This window comes from Rhizobium aethiopicum, from assembly GCF_900094625.1.
In the GTDB taxonomy this organism is placed as follows: Bacteria; Pseudomonadota; Alphaproteobacteria; order Rhizobiales; family Rhizobiaceae; genus Rhizobium; species Rhizobium aethiopicum.
On sequence record NZ_FMAJ01000016.1, the window covers coordinates 1 to 21,347 of the forward strand.

15 protein-coding genes and 5 pseudogenes are annotated in these 21,347 nt (G+C 56.4%); 3 read left to right on the plus strand and 17 right to left on the minus strand.

The window, feature by feature from the left end:
- Positions 1-486: 486 nt before the first annotated feature.
- Positions 487-980: pseudogene (locus GA0061105_RS34100) on the plus strand (reverse transcriptase domain-containing protein); the annotation flags it as partial.
- A gap of 68 nt (positions 981-1,048) precedes the next feature.
- Here the strand turns inward: GA0061105_RS34100 and GA0061105_RS25690 are convergent.
- The 11 genes from GA0061105_RS25690 to GA0061105_RS25740 all read right to left on the minus strand — a co-directional run bounded on the left by GA0061105_RS25690 (position 1,049) and on the right by GA0061105_RS25740 (position 11,606).
- The gene (locus GA0061105_RS25690; protein ID WP_004668636.1) at positions 1,049-1,234 is read right to left on the minus strand and encodes a hypothetical protein; all 186 of its coding nucleotides are present in this window, start codon (positions 1,232-1,234) and stop codon (positions 1,049-1,051) included.
- Between the two features lie 284 nt (positions 1,235-1,518).
- Positions 1,519-3,006 carry an NAD-dependent succinate-semialdehyde dehydrogenase gene (locus GA0061105_RS25695; RefSeq protein ID WP_008534338.1) on the minus strand — a complete coding sequence of 496 codons (1,488 nt, stop codon included), beginning with the start codon at positions 3,004-3,006 and terminating at the stop codon, positions 1,519-1,521.
- Between the two features lie 23 nt (positions 3,007-3,029).
- Positions 3,030-4,049: an ABC transporter permease gene (locus GA0061105_RS25700; RefSeq protein ID WP_004668632.1), complete on the minus strand. Its 1,020-nt coding sequence runs from the start codon at positions 4,047-4,049 to the stop codon at positions 3,030-3,032.
- An 11-nt stretch (positions 4,050-4,060) separates the two neighbouring features.
- Positions 4,061-5,035, minus strand: coding sequence for an ABC transporter permease (locus tag GA0061105_RS25705; protein WP_008534336.1), 975 nt, complete (start codon positions 5,033-5,035; stop codon positions 4,061-4,063).
- Positions 5,032-6,585, minus strand: a complete 1,554-nt coding sequence (locus GA0061105_RS25710) for a sugar ABC transporter ATP-binding protein (RefSeq protein ID WP_004668627.1) — start codon at positions 6,583-6,585, stop codon at positions 5,032-5,034. The genes GA0061105_RS25705 and GA0061105_RS25710 overlap by 4 nt, the downstream gene beginning before the upstream one ends.
- A 91-nt stretch (positions 6,586-6,676) precedes the next feature.
- Positions 6,677-7,843, minus strand: a complete 1,167-nt coding sequence (locus GA0061105_RS25715; RefSeq protein ID WP_008534334.1) for an ABC transporter substrate-binding protein — start codon at positions 7,841-7,843, stop codon at positions 6,677-6,679.
- 25 nt (positions 7,844-7,868) lie between these two features.
- Entirely contained in the window at positions 7,869-8,765 is an 897-nt protein-coding gene (locus GA0061105_RS25720; RefSeq protein ID WP_004668623.1) for an alpha/beta fold hydrolase, read from the minus strand.
- Positions 8,762-9,145 carry a hypothetical protein gene (locus GA0061105_RS25725; RefSeq protein ID WP_004668622.1) on the minus strand — a complete coding sequence of 128 codons (384 nt, stop codon included), beginning with the start codon at positions 9,143-9,145 and terminating at the stop codon, positions 8,762-8,764. The genes GA0061105_RS25720 and GA0061105_RS25725 overlap by 4 nt, the downstream gene beginning before the upstream one ends.
- A gap of 77 nt (positions 9,146-9,222) precedes the next feature.
- Positions 9,223-9,651 carry a carboxymuconolactone decarboxylase family protein gene (locus GA0061105_RS25730; RefSeq protein ID WP_170964896.1) on the minus strand — a complete coding sequence of 143 codons (429 nt, stop codon included), beginning with the start codon at positions 9,649-9,651 and terminating at the stop codon, positions 9,223-9,225.
- A 77-nt stretch (positions 9,652-9,728) separates the two neighbouring features.
- Complete coding sequence (locus GA0061105_RS25735; protein ID WP_004668614.1) at positions 9,729-10,613, minus strand: NAD(P)-dependent oxidoreductase; 885 nt, start codon at positions 10,611-10,613, stop codon at positions 9,729-9,731.
- Between the two features lie 312 nt (positions 10,614-10,925).
- Complete coding sequence (locus tag GA0061105_RS25740) at positions 10,926-11,606, minus strand: GntR family transcriptional regulator (protein ID WP_004668612.1); 681 nt, start codon at positions 11,604-11,606, stop codon at positions 10,926-10,928.
- Positions 11,607-12,280: 674 nt separating this feature from the next.
- Here GA0061105_RS25740 and GA0061105_RS25745 point away from each other — a divergent pair.
- Both GA0061105_RS25745 and GA0061105_RS33935 read left to right on the plus strand, forming a co-directional pair.
- Entirely contained in the window at positions 12,281-12,520 is a 240-nt protein-coding gene (locus tag GA0061105_RS25745; RefSeq protein ID WP_008534330.1) for a helix-turn-helix domain-containing protein, read from the plus strand.
- A gap of 160 nt (positions 12,521-12,680) precedes the next feature.
- Positions 12,681-13,006: pseudogene (locus tag GA0061105_RS33935) on the plus strand (type II toxin-antitoxin system HipA family toxin); the annotation flags it as partial.
- Between the two features lie 223 nt (positions 13,007-13,229).
- On the opposite strand, the pseudogene GA0061105_RS25755 reads toward GA0061105_RS33935, so the two are convergent.
- From GA0061105_RS25755 to GA0061105_RS25780, 6 genes and pseudogenes are all read right to left on the minus strand, one after another.
- A pseudogene (locus GA0061105_RS25755) lies at positions 13,230-15,361 on the minus strand (DUF3141 domain-containing protein).
- 634 nt (positions 15,362-15,995) lie between these two features.
- Positions 15,996-16,213 (minus strand): annotated as a pseudogene (locus GA0061105_RS33480) (IS21 family transposase); the annotation flags it as partial.
- Between the two features lie 65 nt (positions 16,214-16,278).
- Positions 16,279-17,808, minus strand: a complete 1,530-nt coding sequence (locus tag GA0061105_RS25765; RefSeq protein WP_064812014.1) for a zinc-binding metallopeptidase family protein — start codon at positions 17,806-17,808, stop codon at positions 16,279-16,281.
- A 482-nt stretch (positions 17,809-18,290) separates the two neighbouring features.
- Positions 18,291-18,746: a hypothetical protein gene (locus GA0061105_RS25770; RefSeq protein ID WP_011053334.1), complete on the minus strand. Its 456-nt coding sequence runs from the start codon at positions 18,744-18,746 to the stop codon at positions 18,291-18,293.
- Between the two features lie 31 nt (positions 18,747-18,777).
- Positions 18,778-20,289: a tyrosinase family protein gene (locus tag GA0061105_RS25775; RefSeq protein ID WP_029875549.1), complete on the minus strand. Its 1,512-nt coding sequence runs from the start codon at positions 20,287-20,289 to the stop codon at positions 18,778-18,780.
- A gap of 857 nt (positions 20,290-21,146) precedes the next feature.
- Positions 21,147-21,347: pseudogene (locus GA0061105_RS25780) on the minus strand (transposase); the annotation flags it as partial.

Below are 21,347 nucleotides of genomic sequence, written 5' to 3' on the forward strand. Positions count from 1 at the left end.
TGAGCTAACCCCGTAACGTGAAGCTGCGTGAATGATGGAGGATGGCCCTCCGGGATCGGCTTTCAGGAGCGGGTCTCAAACCAGTCCGAGCTGCTGCGGTAAAGAGCCGTGGTGGTGAGCGCCGGATGAAGAGTTCGGACGAGATCCGAGCAGGTGCGTGTCCGAAAGACGAACGAAAGTGAACCCTCCGAAGACGCGCCGTTATGAATATAAGCGTCGTCGAAACCAGGACTGTTTCGTCATCCTGGGACAAGTCCGCCGGGTGCCTGATGATTGGGCGGGCGGCGACCGGCGTAGAGGGGGCGTGTTGGACACAGGCTTTCACCCGGAACTGCAGGAACCAGGCTCCTGATGCCAAGGGAGAAGCCCAAGCGGAGAAACCGTAAGGCGAGAGTACCGATGCAGGAGACCGGGGCGGACCGATCCGTATGAGCGTTGAGGGCCCTGTAATGGGGCCGGAGCAAAGGGATCGGATCAGGTGGTCGTATTGTTTGGAACAACCGGAAACAGGATGACTCGATAGGTACGACAGACAAGCCGTTTCGGATTGAGAAGCGGCAAGTGTACGAAGCTTACAAAGCGGTCAAAGCCAACCGTGGTGCAGCCGGGTGGACGGTGAGACCCTGGAGATGTTTGACAAAGACCTTGCGAGAAATCTCTACAAGATCTGGAATCGGCGGTCAGTGATCGGATCGCGCAGATGGTGGTCAAGCAGATGATTGATCCGGAATCCGACATCAAAGCTGTTCGACAATCTTCCGCATGATCTCTTGCTGAAGACGGTCAGAAAAGACGTTAAATGCAACTGGGCTCTGCTCTACATCGAAAGATGGTTGACCGCGCCTATGGAAAAGAACGGAGAAGTCATTGAGCGGATGCGTGGTACCCCGCAAGGGGGCGTGGTCAGCCCGATCCTATCGAATCTCTTCCTGCATTACGCGTTTGACGTCTGGATGACCCGGACGCATCCGGATCTACCATAAAGGCCTGGCGCCGGCGAAGATCGGCGGCTACGTCAAACCGACACTGAGGGTGCGGCCGCCGACAACTACACCTTGACGCGTCGCTGGTTGACGCGAATGGCTTTCGCTTGACCCTCCACGCTGGCACGTGCAGCATCGTCGGCCTGATCGATTTCAGGACGAACGCGTGCATCGATCGGGTGGTGATCATGCTCCTGCTCAGGACTCCGATACGTTGAAACGACAACGCCACGGTGCAACAGCTCGTTCATGTCGTGTTACCTCTTCGAAGGCTACAAGCTATCTGGGAAAGACTTACCTTGTAGGGCATTGGCGGAAGGATCGACAATCGAAAAGACAGGCAGAAATCTCGTCTGCAAGGCCGGCCCCAGAAGGGGTCGGAAGGGAAGATCCGTAGGACAGCTCCCGCGAAACCTCTAGAAAAGTCCAGCCTTTTGAGACCTCGCAACCGGCGGAGAGGATGTTGCTGTCCTGCCTCTATTCAACAGACCTCTCCCCCTTTAAGTTCAGTCGGCGAGCGACCCTTGGGCGATCGCTATGCGCCGATCCCGCCCATGCAGACGTATTTCATGGATAAGAAGTCATCCATTCCGTACTTTGAGCCCTCTCGGCCGAAGCCGGATTGCTTGACGCCGCCGAATGGCGCTAATTCGGTGGAAATCAGACCCGTGTTCACGCCAACCATGCCGTATTCCAGCGCCTCTGTGACCTTCCAAACGTTCCTGAGGTCGTTGGCGAAAAAGTAGGCTGCCAAGCCGAATTCCGTATCGTTCGCGAGTTCGATGACTTCCTCGACAGTATCGAACTTGAACACCGGAGCCAGAGGCGCGAAGGTTTCCTCACGCGCAACCTTCATATCCTTTGTGGCACCCGAGAGAAGCGTTGGTTGGACGAACGTGCCTCCGCGAGCATCGCGGTCACCACCAACCACGACAGTCGCACCCTTGGTCACAGCGTCATCGATATGACCATAGAGCTTTGCTACCGCTTCATCGTTGATCAACGGGCCGATCGTCGCCCCGCTCTCAAACCCGTCAAGAACCTGCAAGGCACTCACGCGCATTGCCAGCTTCTCGACGAACCTGTCATGGATCCCGCTCTGTACGTAAATACGGTTCGCGCACACGCAGGTTTGACCCGCGTTACGAAACTTAGAAAGCATAGCCCCCTCGACCGCCTGGTCGAGATCTGCATCGTCGAAAACGATAAACGGCGCATTGCCGCCGAGTTCCAGGCTCAGCTTCATGATCTTCTGGGCGCCTTGCGCCATCAAGATACGGCCAACTTCGGTCGAACCGGTGAAGGTCAGTTTCTTGACGACCGGGTTGGAGCAGACCTCCTCGCCAAACATTCTTGCATTATCCGTCGGGAGGACGCTGAACAAGCCATCGGGTATTCCGGCACGCTCCGCGAGGATCGCCAATGCAAGCGCCGATAACGGAGTCTCGGCAGCAGGCTTGAATACGATCGCGCAGCCGGACGCGAGCGCCGGCGCGATCTTGCGGCACACCATCGCCGACGGAAAGTTCCAAGGAGCGATGGCGGCCACAACGCCAACCGGCTGCTTGATGACAAGCAGTCGCTTGTCGGCCTGGTGACCTGGAATGGTGTCACCATAGACACGCTTGGCTTCCTCACCGAACCATTCGATGTAGGAAGCGCCGTAAGCAATCTCGCCACGCGCTTCCGCCAGTGGCTTGCCCATTTCCGATGTCAGAATTACGGCCAGGTCTTCAGCGTTAGCTACCACCTCTTCGTAGAACTTCCGCATGATCAGCGAGCGTTCCTTCGCCGAAACCTTAGCCCACTTCTTCTGTGCAGCCTTTGCAGCATCGATAGAGGCTCGCACTTCAGCAAGGCCAGCGCTAGGCAAAGAGGCAAGGACGTCCATCGTGGAGGGGTTTAGCACGTTGATGCGTGTGCCGTTTACCCCTTCGCTCGACCACTTTCCTCCAACCAGCATCTGCTCGCGAACGAGAGTCTGGTCCTTTAAACGGCCTAGCAGGGTGCTGGAGATTGCCATGGATCTTCCTTTCTATGCATTGATCATATCTGATTTCGAATGTGTGGTGACCGTGCGTATATCGCGACCATCGGAACGATGAGCAGACCGACGACAGCCTGCTGCGCCGGAAAGTTCAGTCCGAGGCCAACTAGAAGCGAGGTCAGTACAGTCAGGACAAGAACACCGAGCACTGTCGCGCCATAGCCGCCCGCCCCACCAAGAAGCGACGTCCCTCCAATCACCACCGCTGCTACGGTGGTGAAAAGATAAGGGTCGCCCACGCCGACGAAGCCACCACCGGAAAACCCTAGTAGCAGCATGCCCGTGATTGCAGACATGGCACCGCTGACGCTATGGATGACGGTCCAGACCTTGAATTCGGAGATTCCGAGGCGGGCGGCCGCCGTCCGGCTTCCGCCGACGGCGTAAATGCTGCGGCCAAACCAGGTGTTGTACATGAACCATCCAAGCGCGATGGCGACGATAGCCCAGATCACGATGACCGGAGGCAGCGACAGGCCGAAAAACTTTCCGTTGAACGCCGAAATGTTCCTCAGCCATTCGGGTACCGGAGCAAACACTGTACCACCAAACGCCGAGCCGAGTGAGGTGTAGATCTGGACCGCACCGACGGCCGCGAAGCCAACTCCGAGCGACATGATCAGCGCTTGCCCTTGGAGACGGAAGCTCAGGGCGCCATTGGCGGCCCCGACAAGCGCACCGAGGAGCATGACAACCAGCATCGCGAGGGGAGCGGGAATACCTGCGACCATAAGGCTGGGAAGGAGGATGTTCGCGCCTCCAATAATATATGGTATCGAAAGATCGAGCGCACCGACCAGAGCGCACAGGGTCTGGCCAATGGAGGCAAGCCCCAGAAACGCTGCGAGAAGAAGGATTGAACGCGCGTTTTGGGATGATACGAAGCCGGGGACCAGCAATGCACCGAGTGCTAAGAGAGAGGCCAGAAGAACAAAGCCAATGACGATGCTCCGATGAGCCTTGAGCGGGTTAGACTTCTGAGCCGATTTGATTTCGGAATTCATAACTGTCGCGACCATTATCTTGCTCCTTACACAACCGCGCGGCGACTGATGACAAAGACGTTCACGAGAAGTGATCCGACGAGGATTAAGCCGAATGCCATCTGGGTAACGAACCCCGAAACCGTGCCGAAGTTGAAGGTGGAGAGGAGATAGGAGATGAGGAACATGTTGATCGCGCCAAGCGTAGATCCAAGTGCTCCACCACGACCACCGGAGAGGCTCGCACCTCCGAGAACCAGGGCCGTAACAGCCTGAAGGGTGTAGGTGCTGCCCTGCGTCGGATCACCAGAGGAGATCAGCGCCGTGTAGCTGAGGGCGGCAAGTCCAGCGAATGCTCCACCAACAACGTGGGCGATGATGCGGACTGCGTCCACTCGAACGCCGCTCGTATACGCCATGCGCTCATCCGCACCCGTCATGCGAAGGTTGCGGTAAAACATAGTCCCCCTGAGAAGGAGCCATAATGCATACGCTGCAACCAGCAACAGCAAAACAGGTGACATGATGTCGGTCCCCGCCCCCCAGCTAAGCATCCAGTCGGGCGCGACTCCACCCGGTCGGGACATCACCATCAGGTTCAACCCGGAGAGGACAAGAAAACCCGACAGCGTAACGATTATCGGAGCGACACGCACATAAATGATAACCAGCGCCTGGAGTAGCTGGAATGCCGCTCCCAGGCCGACTGCCCATACTATCACTGCGATAGGGTTGGTAATTCCGTTACCCACAAGCCAGGTAATAAGGGTAACGTTGATGAACCCCATCAAGGGGCCAACTGAAAGGTCCACTGCTCCACGACCCGCCATGACAATGGGGGTGAGGGCAAGCGCCGTTAGAATCAAGGGCGTGGCGACAAGGATTGCACCTGCGAGGCCGTTGTTCGTGAATAGCCCGTGTCCGCGTAGGGCAACGGCGACCAAAAGGACGATGAATAGGCCGGCCGGCACGAAGAGGGAACGGTCCTGGGTGATTTGACGGAATGCGATTCCAGACATCATGCAGTCCTTTCCAGATCGAACTCGATGGAGGCGTTTGGCGATTTTCCAAACATTGCGGCCAAGATTGGCTCTTCCGCTATGTCCTCGCCTGCTAGCGACCGGAAAAGCCTTCCAGCAAAGAAGACGTCGACGCGGTCCGCAAAGCCGATGAACTCTTCGATTTCGCTTGATAGATAAATCACGCTGCCACCCTTCTCCGTGAACAGGCGCAGTTCGCGGTAGAGATCGCGCTTCGTTCCGAGGTCGACACCGCGAGCGGGATCGTTAAGGACGATGACGGACGGTTCGTTTGCAAAGGCACGGCCGATCAAAACTTTTTGCTGATTTCCGCCCGACAGTGAGGTGATCTTGTTCGCCGGACTTCCAATCTTAATCCGGAGCCGATCCACCTCGCGTTTGAACATGGGTTTGAGGCCGGCCTTATTGATTATACCAAGAGGACCGAGGTTCTTGCGATAGACGCCGATGGCAAGATTTTCGAAGATGCTCTGCTGAGGGAAGATACCTTCACGCTTGCGGTCGCCGGAAATATACGAGATTCCTGCTTTGGTAGCGTCTTCGAGCGATGCGACCTTTTTCATTCTCTCGGTGCTGGATGACCAGACTTGGACATTACCACCAAAAGGCTGGATGATACCCGCAACGGCGCGTACGAAAGCGTCCTGCCCCTGCCCGTCGAGTCCTGCAACACCGATGATCGCTCCTTTCGGTAGATCGAAATCGAAGGGCGCTGCCGCGCTGTGAGTAACGAGGTCTCTTACCGCTACCACGGCCGGCGCGGCGGCGCCTACTTGCTTTGATTCGTACGCCTTCGCGTCGCTTGCGTTTCGGTCCGCGGGCGTCATCATTGAAAGCAGGTTCTCTTCAGTTATTTCATGCTTCTCGAGCGTACCAATGGTGACGCCGTCGCGAAGGATCGTGGCTCGATCGGCGATGCGGACAAGTTCAGCGATCCGATGCGTTACGATCAGCACGGTCGCACCTTCCCTACGGAGACGATCAATTTCCTCGTGGAGGCGGATCGTGGAATCGAGGTCTAATGCCGCAGACGATTCATCGAGGATGAGGACCTTCGGCCTGCGCAAGACCGCTCGCGCAATAACTATCCATTGCTTGACGCTCAGAGGCAATGCCCCAACGTTCTGATCGAGATCCACGGGCTTGCCGACGAGGCGTTTCAGGATCTCCTCAGCCTCGGTACGCCGACCACTGCCGCCCTGCGAGCGGAAGATGCCGTCGCGCCCGACATACAGGTTTTCCAATACACTGGCCTCGTCGGCCACCAGCACTTCCTGGAAGATCGTTGTCAGCCCGATGCGCTTGGCGTCAGTCGGAGTCGAAATCTCTTCTCCAAGGACCGAAACGCTCCCGGAATCTGGGTGCAACACTCCAGACATGATCTTCGCCATCGTGCTTTTGCCACTTCCATTCTCTCCGACGATGGCGTGCACTTCTCCGGCCCGGGCTTCAAAATCACACTTCTTTAAGGCCTTAGTCTCGCCGAAAGACTTGGCAACATTGATCAACTTGATCGTAGTTTGGTTTTGCATCGGAGATCCTCTAATCCCAACGGCCGCGCGAGGCGGTCCTCCCACAAGAGAAACTTCTGTCCGGTGGCAAGACCCACCGGGCAGAACAGTTTCACTTCGACACAGGCTTCCAGGGATCAGCCGGGCGTTCGAAGTAGTCTGCAGCAATCGCAGCAGGAAACCACCCGTCCGCCTTGGGCTCCACGAAGTCTGTCGAGTTCAAGTCGCAATCTTCTGGTATTGCCGCGCGGACTTCATCGATGGTGTAAGGCAAGACGGGTCGAAGGAAGGACTGAACCTTAGGGCCTTGTCCCTCCAATGTGCGGAGCATGATCTCCCACATCTGTTGCATCTCGCGACGCGGCGGCCAAATATGGAAACTCCTGTCCACAAACTCGGGGTTCTTGCGCCAGTAGCACGCGGCGGAAGCTTCCCCCCCGAGAGTAATCGGGATCATGTCTCGACCTGACTGCAGCATTGCGTTGAGAACGCCGTTCTCTTGGGCCCCCTGCGTGAGGATCCCATCAATCTTCGTCGGGTTCGTCGCAAGAAACTTCTGAACTTCGACCTGGGCCACCTGGTCGGTCCACTTCCCTGCAACTTCACCGACGATCTTTATGTCGGGGTACTTAGCAAGTGCTTCCTTAGCCGCTTTGTCAAAGCTGTCCGAAGAAGCGAAACCGGGAATACCAGAAACGAGAAGGATATTGCCCTTCTTTCCTATTTTTTCCGCCAGCCACGTCGCCATCTCGGCACCGCCCTGCGCGTGATTGGCCGCGCCATTGATGGCGTATGGCGACGTCACGTAGCCCGAAAATGAGAACACCGGCACACCGGCTTTGTAGGCATATTCGATCGTCTGATTAAGAGCCGTGACGTTCGAGCAGCAGATGATGATTGCATCGACGCCTTCGTCCACCATTTGACGCATCTGCTGGATCTGAACGGCGTCTTTAAGATCCGACTGGGTGACCACGACATCAGACACCAGGCCCGCAGCCTTTGATCGCGGTAAAAGATCGCTCATGACCGCATCGAGAGCTGCGGCTCGCCAGGTGTTGCCAGCGTAGCTGCTTGCATAGCCGATCTTCCACGGAGGACCCTTTTTGGGCTTGAAGTCTTTGTAGGCGCTCGCCCCCAATGGAATCTGCGGATCTACAGTTTCATAGATCTTCTTTTCTGTAGCCGGTAGCTGATCGACACCATCCGCGTAAGCGGTTGTCGCCAGGGCGCTAACCGAGATCAGCGCCCCAAGTGTGACATTCAGAATGCACCTCATTGAAGTTCTCCTCCCGAGAAAAGGATCAGGCAACCTTAGACCGGGCTGCTGATGACTGTTGGATCTCCTCAAGAATCGGCAACAGATACTTCCGGAACTCGCTATAGTCCTCAGTAACGGGAAAATGTCCGAGCTTTTCCATTGTCCAAAACTTGGAGCCTTTGACCAGGTCTGCAGCAATCTTGGTATCGGCCGGGGACGTGTTTGGATCGTATTCGCCCGTGAGGAAGTATAGCATACATTTCGACGTATCGATTTTGCTGGCTTCTTCTGGCGACACATCGTGGTCGTAGTAGTAGTAATAAAGATCACCCGCGAAGATTCCCGGTCCACCGCAGCTGTATTCCCACTGGATTTCACGGACATTCGCTTCTGGCGAGTACGGTGAGATATTCAGCATCATCGCCGCACCGATGGAGGTGCGATTGACGTTTGGATTGTCGAACTCCCTGCGGATGCCAGCCATACCGACGTCGACGTACTCCGCCGCCGAGCGCAACGCACCTTCGACCGAGATCGTGGCGCGGAAGTTGTCCGGATAGTTCGATGCCAGGTCGATCGCGAGATGGCCGCCCATGGAGCTGCCCAAATAAACGGGGCGGTCTAGGTCGAGCGCTTTTGAGAGTTCGAGCTGGAAGTCCATCATGAACTTCTTGGTCATGTTGTATTCCTTCTCCCACCAGCGAACGCCGTAGGGGGGAAGGGACTTGCCGTGATACGGCAGATCGAACGCGATGACGCGAAAATTTTTCGTCACGTCGGAATCGCAAAGCATATGACGGTATTGGCGACCGTCGGACCCTGCCGTATGACCGACGAGAAGCGGAATCCCCTGGCCCGCTTCTTCGTAATAGACGCGGTACTCGATACCTTCTACGGTGAGATAGAGATAACGGCCGATAATGGGGTCAAACTTGGTCATGCTGCTGCTCCTTCAGAACGGGCATTGCGCATCAGGGTGGTCATGCGGTTGAGAGCAGGCAGATACGCGAAGGTTTCGTTGTTACTGCTAAGGTAGAGGCCATGCTTGATGTTTGATGACTGCAAGCACTGATAAAACGGCAAGGGTTTGTGCTGAAGCAGCGCCTCCCACTGTGAACCGGTCCCGCGTATGACGATAGTGCACTTGTCGTCGTCGTATTCGGCCTCTTCCACCTTTAGCAACGTACCGTCCTCGAAATGAAGCGCTACACTGCGGGTAGGGAAATCGCATTTTAATATACCGTTAAGATAACGAGTTTCGCGCTTGAACTCGAAATCCTCCCGCACGAATTCTATGAATTTCTTGAGATCTATCGCCATTTTAGGCTCCTCCCTTGTTGATAAGCGCTGAGAACTCCGCGCATGTTGTACATGCCCCCTCACGGGACAGCACATTCTCAAATGCCCATTTCGGTGAATTCTTCCTGGGCATGCCTGAAACTGTCGATGCCTGCTGGCACACCAACGTAGATAGCCACCTGAAGGAAGATCTCCTGGATCTCCTGTTTCGTAACACCGTTGTTGATGGCGCCGCGGATGTGGCCTCTGAGCTCGTGCGGTCGGTTTAAAACCGCTATCATTCCAAGGTTGAGGATCGATCGAGCGCGACGGTCGAGGCCAGGTCGGTTCCAGATATTGTCCCAACAATACTCGGTGACGAGTTCCTGCATCGGCCAGGTGAAGTCGGTCGCCTTTCCGAGGGCCGCATCAACGTAAGCGTCCCCCATCACCTGCCGACGAGTAGCAAGTCCGCGCTTGAACTGCTCCGATGGAGCTGTTCGCTCGCCGGCCTTAGACCCCTTATCTTTCCTGTCCAAAGTGGCCATTGGGTTTCGCTCCCTTCATCATATTTGACAGATTATCAGACAATTTTCAACTGTCAGTTTGGCGTAGTTTTTCGCGGTCAGGCCTGATCTTTCACGAACTGCGCAATTTTCGTATGGTCGACATCGGGGCCTAAAGCATGCCGAGCAGCATCCCAGGCATCAGCGGTACCGGCCAATGTCGGCAGCTGGAGATTGAGCGCCTTCGACAAGTCCGCTGCAATCCTAATGTCTTTCGCCATAAGCCCCAAAGCAAAACCAGAGCCAAAAGTCTCCGAGAGGATGAACTGCTTCATCTTCACTTCTGTTGCGTTGTTCTTGCCAGACGACGAGTTGAGAATATCGACGATCGTTCTAGGATCGAGACCAAACGTTCGGCCAAGAAGAACGCCTTCGATAGCTGCCAGAACCCCGGCTCCCGATACGAAATTGTTGATGGCTTTCATGGCGTGCCCTGAGCCGATCGGGCCTGTCCTAAAAATCTGGCCGCCCATGGCGCACAGGATGGGATCAGCTTGATCGATATCGTCAGAAGCACCGCCTGCCATGATAGTAAGAGAGCCTTCGACGGCTCGCTTCACTCCGCCTGACACGGGAGCATCGACCAGCCGCAAGCCCTTCTGATGCAAGCGCTCTGCGAGCTCACGAGTATCATTGGGCGCCGATGAGCTCATGTCGATGACAAGCGCGTCAGCACTCAGGGATTGCCAGGCCCCATCCTTGAAGAGCGCGTCTTGAACAACCTTGCCGTTGGGAAGCATGGTAACCGCAACATCGGCCCCATTGAATGCTTCCGCTACCGTCTCTGCCGGAACGCCGCCGACGGCCGCGAACCTTTCCCTAGCCTCGGCCGATAGATCAAAGCCAGTGACTTCGAATTGAGCCGACAACAGATGTTGTGCCATCGGCCCGCCCATTGCGCCGAGACCAATAAAGGCGACGCGCAGATTTTTTCGTGGTGACAACGTCCCGCTCCCGAATGTGAGGCAAGCACAATCAGCTACCTCCGTTAGTGAGGAGTAGTTAACGACCTATCAGACAATCTGTCAATCGGAAAATTCATGCTTGGGCCGGCGCGCCCTCGCTACGACGCCAATTTTGCCGTCGCTTCTTCAATCACCTCACTTAAAATGACGTGCAAGCAGCACCCATCTTATCGTCCGATGGACACCAGAGAGGTTGTTGCGTTGTCAAAAGCACCGTGCCTGAAGGATTTAATTACACCCGGCCACCTCCAGCATCAGACAATCTGTCAATTTTCGGAAAATCTTATGGCATCAGCCTGAGGTGTTGTTGCGCAGGTACTCGAGTGCGACTTTCGCAGCCATATCAATGTGGTGCTTACAAGCGGCCGCAGCCCTGGGTCCGTTGCGATTTTGGATCGCTTCGGCAATCTCTTTGATTTCTGCAATGCTATGTTTGAGGCGCCCCGGTTGTGTCATCGAAGTCATGCGCAGAAGATTGATCCGGTTGTGCAGCGATGTTAGCATTTGCCTGACGAAGACGTTTTTGCTGCCATCCATCAAGCAGTCATAGAAGGCGTTTTTGGCAGCGATGAGCCTGTGTCCCACGCCGCTTTCCGCCGACGCTTCGAATTCTCTAACGGCATCTTGCAAAGTGGCAATATCTTCCGCCGTTCCATTTTCGGCGAACTGCTGACCAGCAAACCCCTCGAGCAGCGCGCGGACGGTGTAGAGCTGAGCGGCCTCCTCATAGGTTATGATACTGACAACTGGACCCTTGTGGGGGAAGCTTGTGATCAATCCCTCTGCCTCAAGCTGCCGAAGCGCTTCACGGACGGACGTGCGACCCACGCCGATCATTTCGCAAAGCTCGCGCTCGACGAGCCTTTGCCCCGGCTTGAACTTGCCCGTCGCAATAGCCTGTCTGAGCCTTTCTTCGACTTGCACTCGAAGAGAGGCATTTTGCCGAGCGACCTGCAGCTCCACATCTACCATGATCAATGTCCTACGTAGCACTAATGAATTTGAGCTAAATATATGGCTGCTTCGCGGGGAACTTTCAATCAGATTGTCTGATGAGCGGTCATTAGCAACTATTCTCGAGGATTGAGCCCGCTGTGTAGAGGTCGGCTTCCCGATCCATGAGGAACCGATCGGTTGGCGCGCCATAAGTGGAAATTCTAGTCCAAATGGCCTAGTTCAATTGGTGTCCTGATGGCCGACAATGTCCGCCCGCCGATTTCTCAAAACCAGCCACGTTGCGACCCTGATCGACGAGGTGTCCACGGTCACCGACACCACCGCATCTTCCAGGAGCACCCGTTCGACTAACGGCCGGGTGCAGCTTGGCAATCGGCAAAAGCCGCATCAGCAGACGATAGTGGTTCCGATCGCGCCTCCGGTCCGGAGGCGGCATCGATCTTGAGCGCCTCAAGATCCGCCATCTTTCTTCGCCTGCCAGCCTGGCTCGTACTTGCGCTATCCGCAATTCCCATTCTAACCACTTTTCTCTCTGACCATCTCTCTTGAAAAATTGTAACCTTCGTGCTACATATCTAGTGCAATCTGTAGTGCGAAGGTGACAAATTCCGACACCTCACAACCCTCCGGGTGCGGCGCGCGCTGCGCAAACTGGGCGCAGACATCCACGTCGACGTCGCCGCCTGCCTATGGCGGTAGTAGCCGAACGTGCCTTCACCTCACGCTCAACGCTTCAAAAGATCGAGGCCGGCGACACCAATGTCAGCATCGGCATCTATGCAGGCGTCCTCCAGGCACTCGGCCTGCTAGATGGGCTGAGCCAAGTCGCCGACATCGGTGACGACAGCGTCGGCCAGTCTCTGGCCAATGCAGAGTTGCCCAAGCACGCTCACCCAAGGCGATCACCGGGATCGTCACGCGATGGCTGATTTCGAAGTTCATCTCGACCTTCACGGCCGCACACGTCCCATCTGGCCCGGAGCAATCGCGCCCGTGGTGCCGAAACAATCGTGTTTGAGTATGATCGTGCCTGGCTCGAGGACCCGGGCCGCTTCTCGCTGCAGCCCGCTCTAGCTCTGAGCTGGGGAGAAAAATCACGGCTTTCTGTGGCTCAATAAAGCCAGCTGGTCGTTGTCCCCTGCCTATGACCTCAATCCAGTGCCTACGGATGTCAAGGCGCGCGCGCTGACGACAAACATTGATCTTGATGAAGGCACCTGCTCCCTTGACCTGCTGGAAGAACCTGCAGGGCTCTACGCCCTAACGCTCGCCGAGGCTCGCGCGATCATTAAGGAAGTCGCGACACCGCAAGGTGGCGCGAGACCGCCAAGGCGGTCGGTGCGCGGTCAGCCGAGATCAACCGTATGGCCAGTGCGTTCGATCACGATGATTTGCAGCGAGCGCCAGCCCTATGACGAGAGCCTTCCTCCACAGTTTCAATCCGCCCTCTGCCGGCCCGATCACTGAACCGGATTACGGCATCGTTGCGTTGTAAAGGACGGATGTCCAATGGCAATTTTCCGATCTGCGGTCCTGGCTGGATTTGCGATGGAATTGTTTCAAGCGCCTCCGTGACCAACGAGCGAAAACCAATAATTATGTGATTCGGTGAGATCGAGACGCTACTCTACGAACAAACTATGTCACTGCCAGCGGATCCTCAATCACATCGACGATCGATGGCTGGCCAAGCACGTCCGCGAAGCGCTGTAGCATGGCAACAGTACTCGATGACATCTCCGCCCTGGAGCCCGGGATATAGCAAGCGGCTGCATAAGCGAGTTGCCGTTGCCTCGGTTCCGTTAGCAACAGCGGCAGCGTCTCGATTGCTTGCTCCGGCTCAAAGGTGACGATAGCCGTCTGCACGCGAGTGATTTCGGCCAAATGATCAGCGCTTAGTGAGCGGAAGGGCTCGTCCTCGGTCAGCACCCGTGACCAGCGCGCCAGGCGGTCGCGTCGGATCCCGCCACGATCGCTCACCAGGAGTACGACCATACGGATGATGGCATCGGCGAGTCCGCCGATCGCGATCCTCCTGAGCGCATTGGCGATGTCCGGCTGCCATCTCATATCGTCAAGTGTCGTCCCTTTGCGGTATGCTTCGTGGGGATTGTCAAAATATCGCTGCCAAGGGTTGTTCCAGATCATGTGAAACGCGAGCTCATAACCCATGTCGCGCCAGTCGCGCATGACCACGATCGCCTGTTCGACAGCCTTGAAATAGAGCGCTTCCGCAGCCAGGAAAGGATTTTCCGCTGCTGCGTTCGCCCGGGAGTTCCGTACCTGCTCTGAAATTGACTTATAGCCAACCATGATCGGATTCTGAGAAGACAGCAGCGATCGCTCCAGCCGCTTTGGATGGAACATTCGGCTGGCGTCTGCTGAGATGTCTGTGACCGCGGCCTGCACAAAGGGGCGGGCAACTGTGTGATAGATCTGCGCTTGCAGTTCAGAGACGCGGGCGACGGCAGCGAAGGGACCTCCATCGTCATGGCCGTCGTTAAACTCACGGATATTCTCGAAGGTGCGCTCGATCAGTTCAACACTATAGCTCTTGTGTCCAGCATCTTCTTGAATGTCCGTGATGCGCATCTCGTAAAGGCCAGGCAACAACGCCTCAATTGCCTCGAGCGTGCTTGCAACCTCATTGTATTCTTTGTTGATTACTCTCGAGGAAACGAATGTACCGAGGTGACCGACGTCGTTGTGTACCATATAAATAATGTGCTGGCCGAGAAGGCGGATTTCCTCCTCGTTGTCATAGATTTCGGGGATCCAATTCAGCGCCTGCTGCGGCGGCGTTACATTGTCGCCATGACTGGCAAATATGATAATAGGCGCCCTGATCTTCTTAAGGTCGAAATGCCGCCGGTCCGGCTCCCCATACGCCTTGTTGTGCGCCAGTCGATTACCAACAAAGAGGTGCTCAACTATCCAGCGGATCTCGTCTCCCCGCATCAGGCAGAAGCCGCCCCACCACTTCTCAGCCTTAAGGAAGGCTTCGCTCGCCGCATCCACATCTCGGAACAGTTCGACATACTTCATGAATAACTGGCGCTCGGGATTGAGCGTTTCGAAATTCTGTACGAGATGGGCGCCGTCGAAGATGCCTCCGCCCAGATCTGACAAAAACATGGTTATCCAAGCTCCCCCGAAGAGGCCCGCCATGTAGCGGAGGGTATTTTCGCCGATATTTCCCGAGGTAGGTGTCACCGGCGATCCGTTGAGGATGATCGGGCCAGCTAAGTCGAGATTTGTCGCAACCATCAGAAGGGTAGCCCAGCCAGCTTGGCAGTTGCCGACTACGACTGGAAGGCGGGCAAGCGGATGCAGGCGCATGACCTCACGAACAAAGGCCGCTTCCGCATACGTGACATTAGAGAGATACTGCCCCCCCTCTGGCTCTCGGCGGAAGGACACCAAATAACCGGGTGACCTTCCCGGAACGCCACGCCGACCTGGCTGTCTTCTTTGTGGCCACCGACGCCGGGACTATGTCCGGCGCGCGGGCAAATGATTATGAAGGGGCGCTTCGTGTCATCGACGTTAACACCTTGGGGCGGGATCATTCGAAGTAACACGTAATTGGATTTCAAGGGCAGATCGTTTCCATCCATAACTGTCTCGTAGTCGCAGAAGAAAACCGGCGGACAGCCTGCCGCTTCATGTTCGAGGAAGATGTCGCCGCGCTGTCGGAGAAGATCCATGCACAATATGGCGCGCTCACTAGCGTCGCGCAGGTATTCCGCCCAAGCGTGGCCCATTCCCATTGCCGTGCACCTCGCGTAGACTCTCGGCAAGACGTTCGGCCTCAGTAAAGAGCTTTCCCTGGCGGGTAGAGTGGGTGTCGCACATGACTTGCACGCGGCGCAATAAGGCAACCTGCAGAATTTTAGCGGTTTCAGCGCCCGCTGCCGCCAAGCGTTGGAACATCGGGAATAGACTTTGGGTCACTTGGCTGTCCAGTTCCGTGGATGGCGCTTCAATCCACCGGAGCGGGTTTAGAGATGTAAGAATATCCGCCATCGTTTCAACTCCTCTATGGTTATGATCCCGTACGCATACATACGTGCCAGATCGATCGTGCTTCCGTCTGGCGAGGTGCTCGGTAGGCAATGCCGACGCCTAGGAAAGCAGTTTGACGACTTCCGACCCCAACGAGTTACCGCCGCATTCATCCCCTGCAATGTCTATGCCAAGCACTGGGTCAGCCAGCTACGCCGGGAGAGGGGGCAGCAAGCTCGTCGCCAGGGAAAGCCACACAAAGTCTTCATTCAGCCTGGATCAGCAGTTTCTCCCAGCTCGTTGGAGACTATCGGAGGACAGGAGGTGATGGATTCGCCTGCGGTGTGGGATCCCACCAACTAGGATGTTTCAGCGGCCGTCCGCGTGGCTTTGGTTGGGGCTAAGGCTGGTGGTGGCACGGTTATAGACGATGCCTTCTGTCTGACGCTCACCGATGACGGCAGTCTTCATCCGGTCGCAAAGCACTCCCGCGGAGCGCCGCCGAGAGCCTCGAAGGCCGCGATGTGGAAACGCAGGCCGGTCATCTGATGCATGACGAAGCGTGCCCAGATGGGACGGCTATGACCCGGCACTATCGTGAACAGCCAGATGATCCTCGGCGCCAGTTAAAGTGCCGACCGCGTGACACCGCCATTTTCGCTGGCGTTAGTGTTGGTCAGGTTTACAGCAGATCACCGATAACAGTGGACAGGTTAAACGGAACGATTCCGATCTCACCACGCGGCATCCTGTCGAGCAAGTCGACCGTGCGGGCAAAGGTTTCGACTTGCTGAAAGGCGTAATCAGGGTCGAGCCGGTCCAAGCCTCCGCCCGGCAAGACCTGGCAAAGATAGTCCGGTATCGGACAGCTTGATATCGTCGGAATTCCTGATGCGTATAATGGCTGTCCTTCGCCCAACATCACCTGCGCCGCCGCTGGGGCGACTATCAGCGCGCGTACCTTTTTGCGCCCGCGTGCGGCAGCGATGTACACGTCACTCATCGACTTATTACTGGTATAGATCAAATCGAGTTCCGGCTTCCCGGTGGGCGCGGGGTGCCCTTTTGCAAAGTCATCTCGCCACTCGGTACATCCAAGATGCTCAATCGTAGCTCCTGCAACGGCTTTAGCATGGCCGGGTTTGCCGTCCCACAATTCTGGATGCATTTCGAGCCAGGTCGCCGTCGCCTGATTCCCGTGGCGGCCGAACTGGGGAAGCTGGAAATGACCCGTGACGAGTACGAAGACGAGGCTCCGGTTGCGGGCAGATTTCGGTAGCGAGGAGAAATAATGCGCCAGAGCGAGTACCCCAGCACCGCCGTTCTCTTCGCACGCATTAGGTCCATCGGTGTGGGTGTTGATGATGATTGTCTCAAGCAGGTTGCAGCCCGGCAAAACCGCATAAATCGTATCGGTCGCAACGTCTTCCAACGTGCCATCCAAGGTCAGGCGACCGCTCAAACCGTGCTTGCTCGCGGCTTTGATCCGCTCTCCTTCAGATTGCGCCACCCATATTGCAGGTAAGCCCCAATACGGTGTGGTGAATGGCAGCACCTGCCCCTTCAACTGCACTTCCGAGACGCCTTCGAAAATGCAAACGACGGCTAAAACCCCTGCTTCACGCGCCTTGTCGATCGGTACGCCAAGCAAACCGGTGATAAGCGGCGTGGTTACGGCTTTGGGAAAGTCTATGCCTTCCGGCAGGCTGCCGCGTCGATTGGTCACCAGTTCGAGGAATGCCGCCAGATCCCGACGCTTTACCGTCACCACCGCAATTTTGCCGCGGGCTTTCTCAAACGCCTGAACCCGACCGTTGAAAAGAACCATCTTACCCGAGATACCGCCGGGAGGTGTAAGCCCGGAATACGGGAACGGCGCCGCTACCTCAATTACTTCACCATTTGACAGTTTGAACGCGGTGGTTCGTGGCATCCACCGGCGCATCGTGAGTTGATCGCGCTTCACCTCAAGGCCCATCCCTCTCAACTCACCAGCAAGATAATCGATTGCCCGTGCTTGCGCCGGGCTGCCGGTCAATCGGGGGCCGAAACTGTTGAGCCTTTTGATCCAACTCCAAAGTTTCCGCTGATCAGGGAGTGCGGGGATGGACGGCTTTCGCTGCTCACTGAATCCGGTGCTGGGAAAAGCCGGGAATACGATCCCGGCGAGAAGAGCAGTGAGCCCAACAGTCGAAAAATCTCTTCGTTTCAAGACTAACCTCCGCGCCTCTCTATCACGAATGGAAGCGATACCTATGGCCGCACGCCGCCCGTGTCCTTGCAAATCCAGTGCCATTAAAAGCACACGTCTAATCTTCAGTTTTGAATTGAACGCGCAGTCTGAATCGGTTTTGGACCGCGTGCGAAGTCAATGCAGCTTTCGGACAGCCTCCGCGCAAGCATCTGAAGTGGTTGAAGAGTCACTTTACTGATCTAGGAACGCGTCGTTGGTTCAATGCCTTTAAGAGCGACTTTATCTTGAGCCTAGTCTCGGGTCGGCCAAAAACCTTTGCCTGCTTGCAGACGACCATCAGTCGCCGAATGCAGCGGCAAGACTGTAAACTGTTGACCACGATAGGCGCTGCGCGTTGGACCTTTGTCACAACAACCTATCAAAACCCTCTATTTTATCCGGCGGACTTTCATTGCCGCCAAGGTTCTGGAGCTAGCGGCAAATCAGCCCCGACTGCCAATCTATTCAATGCTAGCGTCGCTGATAGTGATGCTGGCGCCCGAACCGCCGCCTGTTTGAGGCTCCAGCCGGATAATGACGGTCTGTGGCTGACGGCAAGACGGGTCATCGGGCAAGGGAAACCCAAATCGTTGAGGCTTTGCCCCGTCCAATACCGAAAACGCCTTGTTCGGAAAAATACCAAACCTACCAATTTCGCGAACGTTACTGCCGCAGTCAAGCGAAACGACCGTCGTCACTGGTCCTGAAGTCGACGGTTCATAACCAGTGACAGTAAGGACGACCCGCGCACTGGTATCAACCGATGAGTGGACTGCTCTGCTCGATATGGTTATCGTCGCGGGCTTACTGGTCGTTGCCCGCATGTCGCTCTCGTTAGCTTGAACCGGGCTGACGATGCGCAGCATCGATAATGCCGCCGCACGAATAGCGATAAGCACCCAACGATGATAGCGCATCGATGTCTCCACAACCCAGCCAGTCCGGATGTTAGGCGGACACTATGGCTATTTCTAGCTTTGCGGGCTCTACGGCGCCGGGTTTGCCCGCTCCCGATCCGACAGGAATGAGCTGCAGGTCGATGGCCTCGCCATCCGTCTGCCCCCTTCCGCCGTAAACCCGCTGGATCGCGTCCGTCAGATCGAGGACGAAGGATGGTTTGCGATGATGGTCGCCGTCATGACCGAGAACGGCGAAAGAACCGACGTAATGGGGATCGGTGACGGGCGTATCGGCCTTAAGGTCGTTCTTGCCGAGAAACACCCGAACGCTGGTCGTGCTGGCACTGGTGATCTCGACATCGCGCAGGAATGCCAGCACACGAGGAGCGGAGGCCGCCTGCTCCTGTGCCGCGCCGAAATCCATTGTATCCATGCCGGATGGCAGAGGCGGTTGGCGGACGATCTCCTGCAATGCGCCCGCCGGGATCTTGATCGGCAGCGAAAGCGGCACGTTTTCCGTTGCCGCCTTGCTGTTGTCCGTGGAGGTGGTCGTCACGCCGGCGATTGCAGCATCGGTCGCCGTCGCCGCGATCACGGACGTGAGTTTATCGTTCAGGGCCAGCGTTTTGGCGCTCGCCGCCGCGACCTTGAAGTAGGTCCGGAAACCATAATTGTATCCGAGTTCCTCTGGAACATAAAGGTCAGAGACCTTCGGGGACCAGAAGTTGCCGTCGACATCGTAGAAATTGTCGGTGAACGGCATGTCGGCCCAGAGTCGATCCGTGCTGTTGGCGTTGCGCAAATTCCAGGTCGCCCAGATGCGGTCGATGTTGCAATGATGCATGAAGAAGATCGGATCGCGGGGCGACGACATTTCCGGCATCCAGCCACCGATATTGTTGTGCACCTGATTGTGCGGTGTGTATTCCAGCGCCCCCTGCGTGCCGCTGCTGGTGGTGACCCAGGAAGGATCGAGTGAGTTCTGTCCCTCGGGGCGGGTGGTGCCGAAGACCTCGTATGGCTTCGCCGTTAGGATGGTGTTGAGAACCTGTGGCCCAACTATATTGTCCGGCATCGGCTGCGTGATTGGCCAGGTGCGCGACGAAACATAAAGTGGATTGTCCTTGCCGTCGGGCGTCTTTTGCATTGTGAACACTTCGGGCAGGTACGGATTGTCGGTCCAGTCCCAGAACGGCATAGCGAAATCGTTGTTCTTGGTCACGTGCCGAACGATGCGCTCGTACATAGCCGTATAGGCCCTGTGCCACGGCAGGAAATACCAGTTGCCATGCGGGCAGTATTTGACGACGTCACCGCTGCCGTGAATTTTCGAGAGGTTGACCCAGTTGAATTTGTCGCTGGCGGGAAGGGCGTTGAGAAGGCGCACTGCGTCGCGATAGGTCTCGATGATCGGGTCGTTCCAGGCCAAGCCCTGCAGTGAGCGCCGCCAAGGGATTGACGGTATCTGCGCGAAGGCTTTTGTCCCCGGTAGGCCGCTGGCGAGCAGGCCTGCTGCAATGACGCCACCCTGAACGATGACATGTCTGCGTGTGATGCTCATCTTACTCTCCCTTGGATTTGAATTGTCCTTCGCCAAGATTAATGCCGCTTTTAGGCCGGTTCCGCGCCGTCTGGGCGCGGGAGCAGTGGGCAATTCGCACCACCATAGAGCTTGCGTTGGCTCTTTCTGAGTTTCGGTGAATCGGCGGCACGAGAAATGAAGCAAGCGACGTGCCACTCGAAAATGCAGCGTAAAATGCGAGCTAAAAACGCTACTACCGATCGTATTCCTGCATTCCAGTTGGAATCCAGATTCCGGAAAACTTAGTATCGCATTCCATGATCGTTCGAGCGACGGCTTGCCGACCAGCCACGGCAAGCACGTTCGGTTGCGAAAACCTCAAATGATCAAGCTGAAACAGTTGTTCAGACCGGTGAGAGGGCCCAAGATGCTGAAAACGCCCTGTGCGACGATAGAGAAGCACGCATCTCGAACAGGCTTTCGCTATCGGACCCCCAGCAATGACGGAGCCGTAGCCCGCTCGCTCTCAAATTCAAAACTGCGAAGCAGGCACCACTCCGTGGCTTGACGGGTGCGTAGAGCAGAGCGGGACAAACCGATTGTCGTGATCTCGACAAATGCGACAAAGGGCGGCGGCTGTCCGACATTTGCGAGAATAGCGGCGGGATCTCCGCGCGGGAACAACGGGCTCACCAAGTGATCCCACTTTCAGTCCCATTGTGCCCACTCATTCGGGCTTACTGTCGGACCCTATCGAGACCTCGCCGCAGCTGCGAAGCCCCACTCATATCCGTTTGAATTTGGCATCAAGGCTTGACGCTTGCCGTCCACACGGGGCAATTCGGGCAGTGTATTAGCCTGCTGTCCCGCTCGTTTCCTAACCCGACATCACAGCGGGGCAGGCTGATTTGGGGATCATCGCTCATTTGGGCCATGGTCTCAAGCGTCATATACCTGGCGCGTTGAACGGCCCATTCATCATTCTGTTCGAGCAGCAATGCACCGACGAGACGGACGATGGCTTCGTCGTTCGGAAAGATGCCGACGACCTCGGTGCGTCGCTTGATTTCGCCGTTGAGACGCTCAATTGGATTCGT

What these genes read in the sequence shown, in the direction of transcription:
- GA0061105_RS25690 (WP_004668636.1), bottom strand. Translation starts at nt 1,234, where the DNA reads ATGAACGAGCTGTTGCACCGTGGCGTTGTCGTTTCAACGTATCGGAGT.
- GA0061105_RS25695 (WP_008534338.1), bottom strand. Translation starts at nt 3,006, where the DNA reads ATGGCAATCTCCAGCACCCTGCTAGGCCGTTTAAAGGACCAGACTCTC.
- GA0061105_RS25700 (WP_004668632.1), bottom strand. Translation starts at nt 4,049, where the DNA reads ATGGTCGCGACAGTTATGAATTCCGAAATCAAATCGGCTCAGAAGTCT.
- GA0061105_RS25705 (WP_008534336.1), bottom strand. Translation starts at nt 5,035, where the DNA reads ATGATGTCTGGAATCGCATTCCGTCAAATCACCCAGGACCGTTCCCTC.
- GA0061105_RS25710 (WP_004668627.1), bottom strand. Translation starts at nt 6,585, where the DNA reads ATGCAAAACCAAACTACGATCAAGTTGATCAATGTTGCCAAGTCTTTC.
- GA0061105_RS25715 (WP_008534334.1), bottom strand. Translation starts at nt 7,843, where the DNA reads ATGAGGTGCATTCTGAATGTCACACTTGGGGCGCTGATCTCGGTTAGC.
- GA0061105_RS25720 (WP_004668623.1), bottom strand. Translation starts at nt 8,765, where the DNA reads ATGACCAAGTTTGACCCCATTATCGGCCGTTATCTCTATCTCACCGTA.
- GA0061105_RS25725 (WP_004668622.1), bottom strand. Translation starts at nt 9,145, where the DNA reads ATGGCGATAGATCTCAAGAAATTCATAGAATTCGTGCGGGAGGATTTC.
- GA0061105_RS25730 (WP_170964896.1), bottom strand. Translation starts at nt 9,651, where the DNA reads ATGGCCACTTTGGACAGGAAAGATAAGGGGTCTAAGGCCGGCGAGCGA.
- GA0061105_RS25740 (WP_004668612.1), bottom strand. Translation starts at nt 11,606, where the DNA reads ATGGTAGATGTGGAGCTGCAGGTCGCTCGGCAAAATGCCTCTCTTCGA.
- GA0061105_RS25745 (WP_008534330.1), top strand. Translation starts at nt 12,281, where the DNA reads ATGGCGGTAGTAGCCGAACGTGCCTTCACCTCACGCTCAACGCTTCAA.
- GA0061105_RS25770 (WP_011053334.1), bottom strand. Translation starts at nt 18,746, where the DNA reads ATGCGCTATCATCGTTGGGTGCTTATCGCTATTCGTGCGGCGGCATTA.
- GA0061105_RS25775 (WP_029875549.1), bottom strand. Translation starts at nt 20,289, where the DNA reads ATGAGCATCACACGCAGACATGTCATCGTTCAGGGTGGCGTCATTGCA.